The organism is Psychrobacter piscatorii (assembly GCF_904846415.1).
GTDB lineage: Bacteria > Pseudomonadota > Gammaproteobacteria > Pseudomonadales > Moraxellaceae > Psychrobacter > Psychrobacter piscatorii.
The window spans coordinates 173,334-188,393 of record NZ_CAJHAR010000002.1 but is presented as its reverse complement, the minus strand read 5'-3'; the positions used below and the strand labels follow the sequence as shown (position 1 = coordinate 188,393).

Sequence of the window (15,060 nt, the reverse complement as noted above, 5' to 3'; positions counted from 1 at the left end):
TTTATGGCATTTGTCTCATCGATTGATTCGTAAAATCCTGTCACACAATCTGTGCTTTGTACTCAATAAAAAACTTGGTAACCCGCCTCTTCAGTTTGATTTGCTTATTTCAAGTTGAGAGTGGGGTATATAAGTTATAAAATTTTACTAATTTTGCAGGTTCAGACTACCATTGCCAATACAGTCTTTAAATAAACTGACTCGGCAAAAACCTCGCCAATAGGACATTCGGGTAGCGAGATAAATGAAGTAGCGCTGTCAGCTGATTGAGTATCAAAAGTGTAGGTAGACCACAAAATGGATTAGTAAATTTAATGAGTTATTATAAACTATTGGGGTAACCCCACAGTCAAGCGATTCACGATAGGAAAGCTGACAAAAACTGACCGCACTGTGCTCGCTGAGTAAATAAAATCCCGCCATAGTAACCGCTACACCAGCTAGCAGCTAATAAGAAGACATACAACCTACTATCGAAATTTATTGTAATTTTTTGTTATAATCGTAAAGCCTTAGTAGTATTAAGGTCTTAAAACAGCAGAAAACCTGCTTTGTAAACAATTCAACAAATTTATCAACCCCTAATTATGACCTTTAAAATATAGCGACTTAGAGCAGTCAGTAGCCTCTAATGAGCGTGGTCAAATATCATCCAACCTTCAAAAATCCTTACATGATTATAGTACTGCAAAGATTTATAAAACTTAAAGAAAGGTAACTATTTAACTGGTACGTTGGTTTTGAAGAGAATAGGTTTTTGAAGAGTGGCGCTTTTAAGTTATGGGATTGCTGTTCATTGATTGCTAAAAGCACTGCTAAAAAATGAGTCGTCTTAATCAGCTGGTTGTTTTAATTAGCCGATTGTCTTAATTAGTCGATAACACAGACGACTCATATTTAATTATACCAATCGTGCGCTAGCAAGCTCAGTCAATTGATACAAACCTGTACGATAGCGATTGTCAGGCAGTGTGCTGAGGGCTTGTTGCGCCAGTTTGGTTTCTTCCAACGCGCGTTGCTTGCAATAATCTAATGAGCCTGAGCTACGTACTAACTCAATCAGTTGCTCAGCATTTGGTGTTTTACCCGTTTGCACAGCGATTCGTAGTTGCTCATAACCTTCGTTGTCACTGTCTTTTAGTAGTTCGAGTGCTTTGATAGTTGGCAGGGTAGGTTTACCTTCTGCAAGATCGTCGCCTAGGTTTTTGCCCATTACGTCGCTATCGCCACTATAATCAAGGACATCATCGATAATTTGAAACGCATTACCAAAGTGCTGTCCAAAGTCGCCTAATGCGGCCATATATTCTGTTTTGTCTTGCAAAATAGCAGCGCCTTGAGTCGCCATCATAAACAGGCGAGAGGTTTTGCCATCGATAATGCGTAAGTAGTCTTCTTCTGTTGCGGCAGGGTTATGCTGATGTTGTAGCTGCAATACTTCGCCTTCAGCAATATCACAAGTACCATCAGAGAATACTTGCAACAATGGCAAGCTCTGAAAACCAACCAAAAGATTAAAAGCACGGGCAATCAGATAGTCACCGACCAATACGGCGGTGGCATTGTCCCATGTGGCGTTTGCTGTCGGCTTACCACGGCGCTGTCCTGACTCGTCGATCACATCGTCATGTACTAAGGTGGCCGTATGCAGCATCTCCGTAATAGCGGCTAGGTGCATCGATTTTTCTGATGGATTGTCGTCAAACATACGGGCACACAATAGCGTAATCAGCGGGCGCATACGCTTACCACCGGCATTGATTACATGCTGAGAGACGCTCATGACGAGCTGTACTTTTGAGTTGAGACTACCAAATACTTGCTTGTCCATCACCTCAAAATCATTGGCCACGATACTTTGAATATCAGCATAGCTAGGCGTTGATTGCGGAATGGAATCGGTGTTACTTAAAGAGGTAATAGTCATAATAAATAGTCATATTAATAAGAGTAAAGAGAGTTTTTATAACCTTGACTTCATTTATCTATTGGTAAGGTATGGTTTCGCTTATCATAGCATAGCTGTCTCTGAAAATTGTTGGTTAAAGTACATCACAAGGGTAGCTCAGAGTTAGCTTGTGCGCCTATTATCATGCATAGAAGGCAGGGCAAATTTATGAAACCACTCAATAGCTTGATGGTAAGACTGTTAACTTACCACGAGGTTTTGTCGTCACATAAATGATAGATAAAAGGCTGTAAGTAACTGATTATATAAGTTATAATAACCCCCGTTAGGCTCAAGCCATCATTTATAACTATTATTATGCTGCTTTTATCAGTATCGTCGTCTATGACGGGTTGGTAATCTGTAGCGTATATAACAATGCAGATGATGGTGATTTAGTGTAACCACCTTGCAAAAACGAGAGGCGCGGCTTGCTTTTATGAGCAAAAAGCCGTAAAATCTTGCCTTTAATTTTTCCCTGTCGTGTTCGTCGTAAAAGCGTTGGTATAACATCAGCCACGGCACACGGGTTAAACGGAGTCATACAATGTACGCAGTAATCAAAACTGGTGGTAAACAGCACCGTGTAGTCGTCGATGAATTGCTTAAAGTTGAACTACTAAAAGCAGAAAAAGGCGAAACAATCAAATTTGAAGACGTGTTGATGGTTGTTGACGGCGATAACGTCAAAATCGGTCAGCCTGTTGTTGACGGTGCTAGCGTAGAAGTTGAAGTTGTTGAGCATGGTCGCGGCGAAAAAATCCGTATCATCAAGCACAACCGTCGTAAGCATTATCACAAAGAACAAGGTCACCGCCAATGGTACACCTTGTTAAAAATCAAAGCGATTAATGCCTAATTATCCATTTAGCAATTATTGCTAAATAGCGCACTAAATGCTTAAGAGTTATCGCATCAGCGGTAAGTCAAATTAACAAGGAGATTTTCTCATGGCACATAAAAAAGCTGCCGGTTCGAGCCGTAACGGTCGTGATTCAAACCCAAAAATGCTAGGCGTAAAAATCTTTGGTGGCCAAGCTATCACAGCTGGTAACATCATCGTTCGTCAACGTGGTACAGAATTCCACGCAGGCGAAGGCGTTGGCATGGGTCGTGACCATACTTTATTTGCACTGAATGACGGTGTTGTAAAGTTTGCGACCAAAGGTAAATTTAACCGTCGTTATGTTACGGTTGAAAACGCATAATTATCTATTTAGGTCGTTTTATTCACTGAATAGAATGATCAGATAATTAAAAAAGCCCTTACTGCCTTATGGTAGTAGGGGCTTTTTACGTTTGTAGGGTGATATAAATTAATAATAATTCTTTTGAGCGATATTTTTAAGGCCACTATTAGCTTAATTACTGTAGCTAACACTTATAAATGCAAACTTTTACCGTGTAACTGTATTGGTTACAAGCGTGTATGGCAGCCGTAGTAAAGATTGCAAATCATGACTAGGCGCGTAATAAAAAAACTGGCACACTGTTGCCATTGCTGATGGTTACCAGCTTTAGCTTGGTAAAATCAGTATTTATAGAAAACAAAAATTTCAATAGAACATTTTATTTTTAGCGACAACTTTAAAGCGATTATGCTTTTTTAGAGAGGATTTATGGTGAACTTATCTACGAAAAAATCAACCAAACAAAAATTGATGAGTGGTGCTTTAGCAGGTGTATTAATGACATCGCTAGGTATCGCAGCGCCAATGATGGCATTGACTCAAACGGCTACAGCAGCTCCTGCTGATAACCTAACAGCTGCTAAACGTTTGAATAAATTGCTGACCAATACCAAGAGTATGACGGCCAATTTTAGTCAAACGACTAAAGGCGCGAGTAGTGGTACGTTTACAGGCTCTATGAGTGTCCAACGTCCAAATAACTTCCGTTGGGAAACCAAGTCACCATCAGAGCAACTGATCGTTGCTAATGGTAACTCTATGTGGGTTTATGACAAGGATTTAGAGCAAGCGACTAAGCAGAATGTTGACAGTCAAGTAGGTAATACACCAGCCTTGCTACTGTCAGGTGATCCAAGCAAGATTGATCAAAACTTCAAGATCACTCAGCCATATGACAACAAGAACTACTATGTACTCTATCCTAAGTCAGACAGTGCAAGTTTCAAAAATCTTTCAATAAGCTTTAGTGGTGGCAAACCTGTCATGATGGTATTGAATGACACCTTGGGTCAAACAACTTCTATCAAGTTCAGCGGTATTAAGATGAACCCAAGTATTGGTAGCAGTCAGTTTAAGTTTACTCCACCAAAAGGTGTTGATGTTATCAATCAATAAGGACGAGCTAATTGATGAAGCAGATCATAATGCTTTACCATTTATCTAAGATTGAAAGCCTTTAGGAGTGACAACCCCTAAGAGTGACAGCCAAATAAAAAGGACAGATCTTAGGTGATCTGTCCTTTTTTATGAGCGTAATGATAGTTTGGTCAGCAGAAAAATTAAGACATAGCTCGTATGGATTCCATATCTGGCATTGGGGGCAGCTCATCTAAATGACTCAGCCCAAACGCATCTAAGAATTGTGCGGTGGTATGAAGTAATGCTGGGCGGCCTAAGGTCTCTTTGTAGCCTTTCTCAATGATCCACCCCTTATCAAATAGCTGGCGCAGTATATTGCTTGATAACGTCACACCGCGTACCTGCTCGATATCACTGCGGGTAACAGGTTGCTTATAAGCAATAACGCTTAACGTTTCAAGCAAGGCTTGGCTCAGACGCTCTTGACGCTGCGGAAAAACCTGCTGAATTAAGCCGCTATAGGCATCGGAAATTTGTAAGCGGTAGCCGCTGGCTGTCTCATGTAGGTTCAGCACACCAGTCTCTAACCGTCGCTCTAGCACTTCTAAGGCTTGCTTTAACGCTTTGCTAGATAATGACAAATGCTTCTTTAACGCCTGTGTTGTCAGCGGCGCCTCTGAAGCGTGTAAGAGCACCTCGATGCGCTTGCTCACATCTTCAAGAGAGGTATGGTTATCCTCAATAGAGGCAGTAGCAGCGGCAAGTATAGGCTCTGCTTCATCGTGCTGCTTCGGGTCGTCAATATCTACCATCTAAAGTATGCTCTTATTTTAATATTATGTGTTCAATAACGGTCAAGCTAGGAAGTTAATTTGATCCTTGTTATGCCAACCACTGTAGTGTTAGCTCTTGGGATTGATTGTCTATATCGGATGGATCGGTATCATGTTTCATTAACGTGCTTGCATCATTATTGGGTTCTGTATAGACCACACCAACCAATTGCCGCTTAATCAATTCAAGTACGGCGACAAAGCTCACGACCACGCCTATCTTACCTTGTGCTTTGTCTAGTAGCTCATAAAAAGAGCGGGCACCATCAGTACTCAGTTGCCGACTAATACTAGCGATACGATCAGAAAGCGGTACGGCATCAATTTTGATGGTATGCATTTGATAGTCTGGCTGTAGCTGCATTTTGAACAAGCTATCGATCAGCAGAGTAGGTGAGTAGCTAGGCAGCTCAGTATTCATAACGTCTTGACTGGGCATACTGACCATTGCTAAAAAAACATCACGCTCTAAGCGTACCAAATCATCTAAGCGCTGACTGACCACTTTGATTTGCGCGTACTCTTCTAGGCGCTCAATCAGCTCGGCTTTTGGATCACGCTCGTCGGTTGGGGTGTCAGGGGTAGGCAATAGTAATTCGGTTTTGATTGCAATGAGCGTCGACGCCATTAACAGATAATCGCCTGCCAACTCAAAGTGCTCAGTATCTAACTCACTGATATAAGCCAAATACTGCTCAGTAATGGGTAGAATCGGCATTTGCGTCAAATCAACGTTGTTTTTTTTGACCAAATACAATAAGAAATCTAACGGACCTGCAAATTGCTCTAGCCAAATCGCAAACGCTTGCGGCGGGACATAAAGATCGTCTGGTAGATGCTGTACTGGCGTCTGATAGATGCGCAGCGCAGTCGTGTTGGATGTATCCATAATACTTAATGTTCCTGGCGCACTGCCATAAATAATCCAGCACCAACATCTAACGTATGACAAATATAACGAGAATCATTGGTGAATTCTGCTAAGAACGCACAAACCTCATCACGATGAGAGATGACATTATCGACAATAAGCACACTACCTATGTCCAATGCTTTATGTAGACCTTGGGTATAATCGAGATAAAATTGCCGCTCTGCATCCAAAAATATTAGGTCAAAGACATCTTCATTGCTATTTAAAAAAATAAAGTCGTCTTGCACGATTAATCTAACAGAGTCAGATAGCCCCGTATTTTGCAGATGCTGGCGAGCAGCATCACTGCGACTTTTATCGATGTCTAATGATATAAAGTCATATTGAGCTTGATGACGTAGACCATAAGCCAGCCATAGGGTCGAAAAACCCGTTGAAGTACCAATCTCTAACACTTTATTTGGCTTGGTTACCGTGGCAATATTGGCCAAAAATTCAGCAGAATCTGGCTCTACATGGCGATGACGATTGAGTCTGTCTACTTGCTTAGAGTCATACGTACTGTCAGTCTTATATAAAGACTGACAGTACGATAAAAAATGAGTACGCTCAAAAGATTTATGTACCGACATAAATTATATCCACCAATAACTTATGTGTTACTTAAGTTTGGCAAGTGGGCGGATACCAATAGCGCGGCGCGTCTTGTCTAATTGCTTACGACTATGGCGACGGGCTTTTTCCGCACCCATTTGTAAGATTTCTTCTAGCTCTTTTGGATTGGCCATGAGCTCTTCGTAACGCGCGCGGAAAGGGGCGATCTCATCATTAATCTTGTCAAATAGTGCTTGCTTAGCATCACCCCAGCCAATACCTGCTGCGTATTGCGCACGCATGTCAGCGATTTCTTCAGAAGTGGCGAATGCTTTATATATCTCAAACAGAGCAGAGTCATCAGGATCTTTTGGCTCATCAGGCAACTGTGAGTTGGTGACGATTTTCATGATGGCTTTATGCATTTGTTTTTCAGAGCTAACTTGCGGATTCGGCTCACCAAACAATGGAATGGTGTTGCTGTAGCTCTTACTCATCTTGCGGCCGTCTAGGCCAGTAAGTAGCGGTATATCATTGTCTACCACCGCTGACGGTAGGGTAAAGAGCGTTTTATAACGATGGTTAAACGTACCAGCCATGTCTCGCGCCATCTCGATATGTTGAATTTGGTCGTGGCCAACAGGCACATGCGTGGCATTAAACATCAAAATATCAGCGGCCATCAATACAGGATAGCCGAACAAACCCATGTTAATCCCTTGATCAGCATCAACGTCTTCTTTTTCCATATTAGCATCAACCGCTGCTTTGTAGGCATGAGCGCGGTTCATGAGGCCTTTGGCACATGAGGAGCTCAAAATCCATGACAATTCTAGAATCTCAGGCACATCTGACTGACGATAAAAGGTCACTCGCTCAGGATCGAGACCGCAGGCGAGCCATGTCGCGGCAATGGCTTTGGTTGACTCGTGGATGATCGCAGGATCATGGCAACCAATAATGCTGTGATAGTCTGCCAAGAAGAAAAAAGCATCGTCACTGCTGTTTTGAATAGATTGGATGGCAGGACGAATCGCACCAACGTAGTTGCCAAGGTGCGGGATACCTGTGGGTTTGATACCAGTGAGAATGCGTTTGGCTTCGGTTGAGTTATCAGAGGTTTGGCTGTCAGAAGTACTGTTGTTACTCATGAGAAATCCGTTATTTTGTTTATCAAATTATTATAAATGTACGATCAAAGGGTCAAAATACTAATCGCAAAGTATAGCAAATTTTTCAAGCCGTTTTCCTAGCAATCATCGTCTGCTTATTTGTAAATATCAGTACGACCATTCGGCCCATGTTTAAAGCGACGATGAAACCACATCCACTGAGTCGGGTCGATACGTATCAGTCCTTCTAAGACTTCATTGACCCGAGTGGCATCAGCGACCTCATCTTGACTTGGATAGTTTTCTAACTCCGGGGTGATGGTCAGGTGATAATGTGGGCGTTTGCCACGTGGTAGATTATCTGGTGTCTGCCGGTAAGTATGTAGCGCCATCACGGCGGGCGGATGCGTTTTGCTGCCTAATTTTGCCATACGACGTGATGCGGTAATCGTTGCTGCTGGCACTCCGAAAAATGGCGCCATGACCCCTTGTTTGAGACCATAGTCCTGATCGGGAGAATACCAAATCACATGCCCCGCTTTGATAGAGGTGACTAAGCTACGCATATCGCGGCTTGAGATTTGCTTACCAAATATATTGGTACGACCATTATAGATAAACCAGTCTAATAAAGGGTTATTTTGCGTACGGTACATACAATCGACAGGGAAGAATTGAGAACACAGTAAGCCGCCCAAATCGAGCATCGTATAATGCGCACCCAGCAAAATAACCGGACGCTGCTCATTTTGCGCATTAACGAGATGCTGTAACCCCGAAATAGATACGGTTCTAGTAAATATATTTGGACGGAACCAAGCACATAGGGTTTCAAACACGCCAATACCTTGATTGACAAAGACTTGCTTGGCCATCAACTCACGCTCAGCTTCCGGCTTTTCTGGAAACGCTAGCTTTAGATTAATAAGAGTATCACGCCTACGTGAGCCTGCAGCGCTATAAATTAAACGACCAAGCTGACGCCCCAGCCAAAACTGCCAACGCAGTGGCAAATATATCATGGGTAACATCATCAAAAACAACAACCAGATACCCCAATACTTTGGCAATAAAAACTGCCATTGAAAAGGCTTGTTTTCTGCTTGTGCGGTACGCTTATGATTTTGCGTAATCGTTGGGGTGCCCGCAGGTATAGCAGGTGACTTAGTCGACTGCTTGGTACTAGGCGGTACGCTACTATTATTTGATGATTTACTGGGATCGTATTGTTCTGGCGCTTTCATAATATCCTTCTGCCGCACCGTGTATCACATTGCAGCTAATGATGAAAAGTTATTGATATGATGGGGTAGGCTCAAACGCTTTGCAAGTGAGAATGTTTATAAGGTTTTTACTTTGCAGTGTTAATATAAAGTACGTATACCGATAGCTATTGCAATGAAAGATAGACACACGACCTATAAGCCAATCAGCAGGCATAAAAAAACCTTATAAGCTGTGACCAGCTTATAAGGTTTTGCAAAACGCTTCTCTTACTTAAGTTTGCTACCATCGCTCCGAGAAAAAGACAACAGTAGCAAAAAGATAAGAAAGTGCTTTGATTAACGTTTTGAGAACTGTGGACGTTTACGTGCTTTACGTAGACCCAGTTTCTTACGTTCAACTTGACGTGAATCACGAGTAACAAAACCAGCTGCTTTTAGGGCAGGCTTCAAAGTTTCGTCAGCTTCGATCAATGCACGTGTGATGCCGTGGCGGATTGCGCCAGCTTGACCACTGATACCACCGCCTGCAACAGTGACATATAAGTCATACTGGTTAGCAGAGTCTAGTAGTTCTAATGGCTGACGAACAACCATGCGTGAAGTTTCACGGCTGAAATATTCGTCTAGTGGCTTACCGTTAACAACGATACTACCAGTACCTTTTGATAAAAAGACACGAGCAGTAGACGTCTTGCGGCGACCAGTTCCGTAATTGCGTTCCATAAGTATATCCTTAGATGTCTAGTTCTTTAGGTTGCTGTGCAGTATGTGGGTGTTCAGTACCCGCATATAGTTTCAGCTTCTTGATCATCGCATAGCCAAGAGGGCCCTTTGGAAGCATACCCTTAACTGCTTTGTGTAGAACATCTTCAGGCTTATGTGCAATCAGCTTTGTGAAGTTGGTTTCTTTAATACCACCTGGGTAGCCACTGTGACGATAGTACTTTTTGTCTTGCGCTTTCTTACCCGTTACCGCGATTTTTTCTGCGTTGATGACAACAATGAAGTCACCAGTATCTACGTGCGGAGTATAAGAAGGCTTGTGCTTGCCACGTAAGCGACTAGCGATTTGAGTGGCTAAGCGACCAAGGGTTTTGCCGTCAGCATCTACGACATACCAGTCATGGGTCACTTCAGCTGGTTTTGCACTAAGTGTTTTCATGATAAAACCTTAAAATTAGAATTCGTTGAGAGTTTAGCTGGGAACGGGGCTCTCAAAAAACAGACTGCACATTATAAGCAGTAGCGCCTACGCTTGCAAGCTGCATTGGGGTTTATTTTCGCCTTTATACATTAAACTGCAGCGTTTGGCCAGTTTTTAAGCGGTTTTAAACATTTTTACGGGTATTGAAGTGTTTTACTAAATATTGCTTAACCAATAATTGCTAATGATGCGCTTAGCAATTAAGGTGTAATTATGACGGTGACAGCTGATAAAGTCCAGCGACAACTTGTCCGACTTTGGTTTGTTTCAAGCATTCAAAAGCGATTGGTTGCTGAGTTATCTCTAGTTGGGCGTCCTGATTTTTATTAAGCGTCTCTTCTAGTTGCTCAAGCTGAGGTGTTAAATCTTTATCCGCTTCTAAATAAATCAGCGTTGATTGGTCAATCAATGCATTGGTAATTAACGCACTCAAAATAGGCTGCCATAGATCCTGAGCATAAGGGGGATCGATGAAGACAATGTCAAAAGGGCGCTCAGTCAGTTGGTGTTGATGCAAGACTTGCTCAGCAGTGCCTGTGATGACGCTATAAGTAGCCGTATCAAGACGTAGCTGCTCGGCACTCTGACGCAGCATGTTGCTCTGTGCGCTATTCACTTCGATAAAAGTGGTGTGCGCCGCGCCGCGAGACAGCGCCTCAAACCCTAACACGCCACTGCCTGCACAGCTATCGAGCACGCGGGCACCATGAATATCAGCCAGTAGCCAGTTAAATAGCGTCTCTCGCAGGCGGTCGGGCGTTGGGCGTAGACCATCTGCATCGATGAAGCTGACAATACGGCGTTTGAACTGCCCGCCAATGATACGCACATCACCGGCTGCGGCACTTTTTGCTTTAGGGTTCTTTTTTGCTGCACGCCCGCTCGTGGGTTTTTTCATGCTAGAGTCTCTTTTATTGTTTCTTTCTTGAGGCATTTCCCCTTAATAGACATGACGTTAATGATTAGAAATGTCTATTAAAATGTCGCTATTCAGAGGTGGCTTCTGCTGTTTGTGCCTCTGCTTCTGCTGCTTCCTGTTCTGCTAACGCCTTTGCCTCTTTTTCACGCAATGCGTCTTTCATGGCTTTTTCAAAAGCCTTTTGGCGCTTGATGACTTTGAGCTCATCGGCTGAAGGAGGCAATACCGGATCAGTTTTGCGCTGTAGCATCCAGTAGTCAAATAGGGCACGGCCAATAGGAGCGGCGGTTGTACTACCACCACCACCGTTTTCGACCAATACAGCAAGTGCAATCTGTGGATCTTCTACGGGCGCAAAGCCATTGAACCACGCATGATCCCAATGACGCTTATCGATTGCCGATTTATCATAGCGTTTGCCTTGAGCGATAGACTTCACCTGTGCGGTACCGGTTTTGCCAGCGATACGATAGCGCGGGGTATAGATGCCGCGACCTGTGCCGTTTTCTACCACGCTTTCCATCGCAGCATGCATACGTAGCCAGTCAGAAGGCTGACCGTTGTATTCAATTTTGCCATCTGGTTTGGTGATCACTTTTACCTCTGCCGCGCCGTCGCTGCTTTTTAGCAAATGCGGGGTAATGTGATTTCCTTTATTTGCGGTCATGGCTGTGGCGTTGGCAATCTGTAGTGGCGTTGCCAAGAAATAGCCTTGTCCAATACTGACAGAGATGGTTTCACCCGGTAGCCAGTCTTTATCGTAAGTGTCTTTTTTCCATTTCGGTGATGGCATAATGCCTGATTTTTCATTAGGGAGATCAATGCCTGTCTTGTCACCAAAACCAAAGCGCACCATCCAGTCGTGTAGACGCTGAATACCCATCTCATAAGCCAGTTTATAATAGTAAGTATCAACTGACATTTGGATAGATTTTTTCAAATCAACCGTACCATGACCCCCACGCTTCCAGTCACGGAATCGATGGCTGTCTCCTGGTAAACTAAAATAGCCAGGATCATAAATAGTACTGTTCCAATCTCGCAAGCCGTAGTGAATACCGCCTAGACCCTCAAATGGTTTGATGGTCGAGCCAGGTGGGTAAGTGCCTTGGAGCGCACGATTATATAGCGGCTGATCAAGGTCTTCTCGCAGCGCATCATAGTCTTTGAAAGAGATGCCTGATATGAAAGGGTTTGGGTCATAGCTTGGGTTACTGACAAATGCCAGCACGTCGCCGTTTTTTGGATCTATTGCGACGATTGCACCGCGGCGTCCATCTAGCTGCTGTTGGGCGATCTTCTGTAGCCCATAATCCAAGCTCAACGTGATATCGTTACCAGAGGTAGGCGGTTTGGTATCTAATTGACGCAAAATATTGCCGTGAGCATCCGTTTCTACCGATTGGTAACCGGGCTGCCCAAGCAAAATATCTTCGTAATAGTCTTCAATACCAATCTTACCGATCAGATCAGTACCTGCATAGCGGTCCTTATCAATACGCTTAGACTCTTTATCGTTAATACGACCAACGTAACCGATCACATGAGCAAACAGCTCATCATAAGGATAATCACGCGTCAGCTTACTTTGAATAGAGACACCGCGAAAGAACGGCTTACGCTCACTAAACTGAGCCAACTGCGCCTCTGTGAGATCGATTTTGATGGTCACAGGGTCGTTTTTGTTTTTGCTCAAGCGCGCCAAAATATCTGTGATGTCTTCTTCTGTCAGATCAAAGATAGGGGCTAACAAGTTTAAGGTGCGCTCAGGGTTGTCAATCTCGTCAGGACTTAGCATAGCCGTAAAGACTGGTTGGTTATCCGCCAAAATTATCCCGTTACGATCATAAATATAACCGCGGCTAGGCGGTGCAGATATGAGCTTGATACGGTTATTGTCTGCCTGCGTGGTGTACTTGTCATGAGCATAGACTTGCAAATAACCATAACGCGTTATCAGGCCGCCCAAACCCAGCAATATTAAAATCCCAAAGATAATAATACGGTTGGTAAAGGTACTGTTGACCTGTTCGGTATTGGGAGTTAGCGGTTTATTCATAGAAAATCATAGCCCAATCGGTCAGTGAGTCAATAAAAGCAGGATACATGGGCGGGTTAGTTAACCAAAGTGCGGTGAGTCTAAAGGATAATACAAAGGATTTCAATCACATAGCGCTATATGATCTAAAATCAACGTGCATCGATTTGTACATAGATGGTGTCTATCGTTTGACTACAAATTATAACAGAACAAATGAGAAGGCGCAGTACTCAGCCACTTATTTTGTTGTGACCATACGCTATATAAGCGATGAGCCATATTAGTCTCTCTATTATCAGATGCAGGGCATGAAATGTGTCATCTTTAGTCACAACTTGCCAAGGGTCTACATGTGCTAATAAATAGCAAGTATGCTAAAATCAGGCGATTTATTTATAGCAGTTATTATGGGCAGAGCGTCTTTTTGAAACGTTCTAATTTTGCTAATGGCTTGTTATCGGTAACGACAATATTAGCAACGACAATCAACCTGTCAGGAACTAGAGAAGTCATGGACGTAAATTCATTGTGGCAGACGATAACTGAGCACCCAGAGTTTTTTGCCATGCTGACCATTCCACCAGTGACGGCATTCGTCACTTGGGTACATGTGTGGATGGCGCTCAAGATGCTGTTTTATCCGATTAAGTTTTGGGGTATTCGTATTCCAAACTTCCCATTCTTTGGGTTGCCGGGTATCGGCTGGCAAGGTATTGTCCCACGCAAAGCGGGTAAAATATCGGGTGTTATCGTTGATCAGACATTGTCAAAGCTCGGTTCGCTGGATGAGTTTTTTAAAGCGATGGAACCGGAGCAAATGGCGCTATTTGTCACTGATACGGTGGACAAAAATCTTGAGCCGTTGATTGATGAGATTATGCTCGATCATTCACCCGCATTATGGGGTAACCTGCCTTATGCCCTAAAACGCCGTGTCTATGCTCAAGCCCATAAAGAGCTGCCTAGTATCATGCAGTCGCTGGTGACAGACTTGACTTATCATGTCGAAGATCTGGTCGATATGCGCAAGATGATCGTTAATACAATGGAGAACGATCGTCGTCTGATGGTCAATATGTTCCTAAAGGTCGGTCAAAAAGAGATCGATTTTATTTGGCATATCAGTGCTTTGATTGGGTTAGTGTTTGGTATTATCCAGATGTTTATATTTTTGGTGGTGCCGCAGCATTGGACTGTACCGTTTTTTGCCGCGATTTGGGGGTTTTTGACCAATTGGATTGCCATTTGGATGGTGTTTAATCCAGTGGAGCCGCATTTCATCCCGTATTTGAAGCTTTTTTCGGTACAGAGCCGCTTCCCCTTTATCAAGCCAGTCATACCGCATATCGCAAGGTATCGTCTGCAAGGTGGCTTTATGAAGCGTCAAGAAGAGGTGTCTGAAGTATTTGCTGAGATTGTGGTAAAAGACTTGGTTACTCTAGAGAACATCATGAACGAGATGATGTATGGTGATCGCTCAGCACAAACTCGTGAATTGATGAAGTCACACTTATATACGGTACTAGAGTCACCAGTGATTAGCACGACCTTACGTGTGGGATTGGGCCGCCGTGATTATGGGCAGCTGAAAAACACCATTATTGACAAATCGATTGTGGCAACGATGGTACCGCTGCGTGATCCTGAGCTCAATGAAAGTCGAGCCAGTAAAATATTTGGGCTGTTTCGCGATAGAATACGCGCCCTGACGCCAAACGAGTTTCAGAACCTATTGCGTCCAGCTTTTCGTGAAGATGAGATGACCTTGATTGTCTTGGGTGGTTTAACTGGATTTTTGGCAGGGTGGCTGCATCTTGTGCTGGTGTTCTTTCCCTCGATGCAGTAATACTGATATCGTGTGTAATAAAACAGTGATAAGTATTTTTAAATGGTAACAAGCAACAATATCTAATAAAGTTTGGACAAATAAAAGAATATAAAATAAACCACAATTAAGCATTTTGTATCAACCATTCAGATTGATACGTCACAATGATAGTAGCGGGTTTTAGGTGCTTCTATAGCTATCGAAACCTCAG

Annotated in this window: 14 protein-coding genes and 1 pseudogene; 5 read left to right on the top strand and 10 right to left on the bottom strand. The window is 43.2% G+C overall.

Translation table 11 applies throughout. The annotated features are described in order from the left end of the window. Positions 1 to 118, top strand: a pseudogene (locus JMX83_RS01760) (IS982 family transposase); the annotation flags it as partial. 783 nt (positions 119 to 901) lie between these two features. On the opposite strand, the gene JMX83_RS01755 reads toward JMX83_RS01760, so the two are convergent. Further along, a complete protein-coding gene (locus JMX83_RS01755; RefSeq protein ID WP_201598523.1) occupies positions 902 to 1,927 on the bottom strand; it encodes a polyprenyl synthetase family protein in 1,026 nt (341 codons plus the stop codon). Positions 1,928 to 2,495: 568 nt separating this feature from the next. On the opposite strand from JMX83_RS01755, the gene rplU reads away from it, so the two are divergent. From rplU to lolA, 3 genes are all read left to right on the top strand, one after another. Beyond that, on the top strand, positions 2,496 to 2,807 hold the full coding sequence (gene rplU, locus JMX83_RS01750; RefSeq protein WP_057761012.1) for a 50S ribosomal protein L21: 312 nt from the start codon (positions 2,496 to 2,498) through the stop codon (positions 2,805 to 2,807). A gap of 91 nt (positions 2,808 to 2,898) precedes the next feature. Then, a complete protein-coding gene (gene rpmA / locus JMX83_RS01745; protein WP_021813611.1) occupies positions 2,899 to 3,156 on the top strand; it encodes a 50S ribosomal protein L27 in 258 nt (85 codons plus the stop codon). Positions 3,157 to 3,567: 411 nt separating this feature from the next. Further along, entirely contained in the window at positions 3,568 to 4,254 is a 687-nt protein-coding gene (gene lolA, locus JMX83_RS01740; protein ID WP_201598522.1) for an outer membrane lipoprotein chaperone LolA, read from the top strand. Between the two features lie 164 nt (positions 4,255 to 4,418). Here the strand turns inward: lolA and scpB are convergent, their stop codons facing one another. The 9 genes from scpB to mrdA all read right to left on the bottom strand — a co-directional run bounded on the left by scpB (position 4,419) and on the right by mrdA (position 13,039). Beyond that, entirely contained in the window at positions 4,419 to 5,030 is a 612-nt protein-coding gene (gene scpB, locus JMX83_RS01735; RefSeq protein ID WP_201598520.1) for an SMC-Scp complex subunit ScpB, read from the bottom strand. Between the two features lie 70 nt (positions 5,031 to 5,100). Next, positions 5,101 to 5,940, bottom strand: a complete 840-nt coding sequence (locus JMX83_RS01730) for a segregation and condensation protein A (protein WP_201598512.1) — start codon at positions 5,938 to 5,940, stop codon at positions 5,101 to 5,103. 5 nt (positions 5,941 to 5,945) lie between these two features. Beyond that, positions 5,946 to 6,557, bottom strand: a complete 612-nt coding sequence (locus JMX83_RS01725; protein ID WP_201598511.1) for an O-methyltransferase — start codon at positions 6,555 to 6,557, stop codon at positions 5,946 to 5,948. A 27-nt stretch (positions 6,558 to 6,584) separates the two neighbouring features. Continuing rightward, a complete protein-coding gene (locus tag JMX83_RS01720; RefSeq protein WP_201598510.1) occupies positions 6,585 to 7,670 on the bottom strand; it encodes a tryptophan--tRNA ligase in 1,086 nt (361 codons plus the stop codon). Positions 7,671 to 7,786: 116 nt separating this feature from the next. Next, entirely contained in the window at positions 7,787 to 8,875 is a 1,089-nt protein-coding gene (locus tag JMX83_RS01715) for an LpxL/LpxP family acyltransferase (protein ID WP_201598508.1), read from the bottom strand. A 318-nt stretch (positions 8,876 to 9,193) separates the two neighbouring features. Continuing rightward, the gene (rpsI, locus tag JMX83_RS01710) at positions 9,194 to 9,580 is read right to left on the bottom strand and encodes a 30S ribosomal protein S9 (protein WP_058025929.1); all 387 of its coding nucleotides are present in this window, start codon (positions 9,578 to 9,580) and stop codon (positions 9,194 to 9,196) included. Between the two features lie 10 nt (positions 9,581 to 9,590). Continuing rightward, positions 9,591 to 10,019 (bottom strand): 50S ribosomal protein L13, encoded by a 429-nt coding sequence (gene rplM / locus JMX83_RS01705; protein WP_201598506.1) that lies wholly within the window; start codon positions 10,017 to 10,019, stop codon positions 9,591 to 9,593. Positions 10,020 to 10,272: 253 nt separating this feature from the next. After that, positions 10,273 to 10,959 (bottom strand): 16S rRNA (guanine(966)-N(2))-methyltransferase RsmD, encoded by a 687-nt coding sequence (rsmD, locus tag JMX83_RS01700; protein WP_201598499.1) that lies wholly within the window; start codon positions 10,957 to 10,959, stop codon positions 10,273 to 10,275. An 88-nt stretch (positions 10,960 to 11,047) separates the two neighbouring features. Continuing rightward, entirely contained in the window at positions 11,048 to 13,039 is a 1,992-nt protein-coding gene (mrdA, locus tag JMX83_RS01695) for a penicillin-binding protein 2 (protein ID WP_201598495.1), read from the bottom strand. Positions 13,040 to 13,532: 493 nt separating this feature from the next. On the opposite strand from mrdA, the gene JMX83_RS01690 reads away from it, so the two are divergent. After that, a complete protein-coding gene (locus JMX83_RS01690) occupies positions 13,533 to 14,867 on the top strand; it encodes a hypothetical protein (RefSeq protein ID WP_201598543.1) in 1,335 nt (444 codons plus the stop codon). Positions 14,868 to 15,060 lie beyond the last annotated feature (193 nt).

What these genes read in the sequence shown, in the direction of transcription:
- JMX83_RS01755 (WP_201598523.1), bottom strand. Translation starts at nt 1,927, where the DNA reads ATGACTATTACCTCTTTAAGTAACACCGATTCCATTCCGCAATCAACG.
- rplU (WP_057761012.1), top strand. Translation starts at nt 2,496, where the DNA reads ATGTACGCAGTAATCAAAACTGGTGGTAAACAGCACCGTGTAGTCGTC.
- rpmA (WP_021813611.1), top strand. Translation starts at nt 2,899, where the DNA reads ATGGCACATAAAAAAGCTGCCGGTTCGAGCCGTAACGGTCGTGATTCA.
- lolA (WP_201598522.1), top strand. Translation starts at nt 3,568, where the DNA reads ATGGTGAACTTATCTACGAAAAAATCAACCAAACAAAAATTGATGAGT.
- scpB (WP_201598520.1), bottom strand. Translation starts at nt 5,030, where the DNA reads ATGGTAGATATTGACGACCCGAAGCAGCACGATGAAGCAGAGCCTATA.
- JMX83_RS01730 (WP_201598512.1), bottom strand. Translation starts at nt 5,940, where the DNA reads ATGGATACATCCAACACGACTGCGCTGCGCATCTATCAGACGCCAGTA.
- JMX83_RS01725 (WP_201598511.1), bottom strand. Translation starts at nt 6,557, where the DNA reads ATGTCGGTACATAAATCTTTTGAGCGTACTCATTTTTTATCGTACTGT.
- JMX83_RS01720 (WP_201598510.1), bottom strand. Translation starts at nt 7,670, where the DNA reads ATGAGTAACAACAGTACTTCTGACAGCCAAACCTCTGATAACTCAACC.
- JMX83_RS01715 (WP_201598508.1), bottom strand. Translation starts at nt 8,875, where the DNA reads ATGAAAGCGCCAGAACAATACGATCCCAGTAAATCATCAAATAATAGT.
- rpsI (WP_058025929.1), bottom strand. Translation starts at nt 9,580, where the DNA reads ATGGAACGCAATTACGGAACTGGTCGCCGCAAGACGTCTACTGCTCGT.
- rplM (WP_201598506.1), bottom strand. Translation starts at nt 10,019, where the DNA reads ATGAAAACACTTAGTGCAAAACCAGCTGAAGTGACCCATGACTGGTAT.
- rsmD (WP_201598499.1), bottom strand. Translation starts at nt 10,959, where the DNA reads ATGAAAAAACCCACGAGCGGGCGTGCAGCAAAAAAGAACCCTAAAGCA.
- mrdA (WP_201598495.1), bottom strand. Translation starts at nt 13,039, where the DNA reads ATGAATAAACCGCTAACTCCCAATACCGAACAGGTCAACAGTACCTTT.
- JMX83_RS01690 (WP_201598543.1), top strand. Translation starts at nt 13,533, where the DNA reads ATGGACGTAAATTCATTGTGGCAGACGATAACTGAGCACCCAGAGTTT.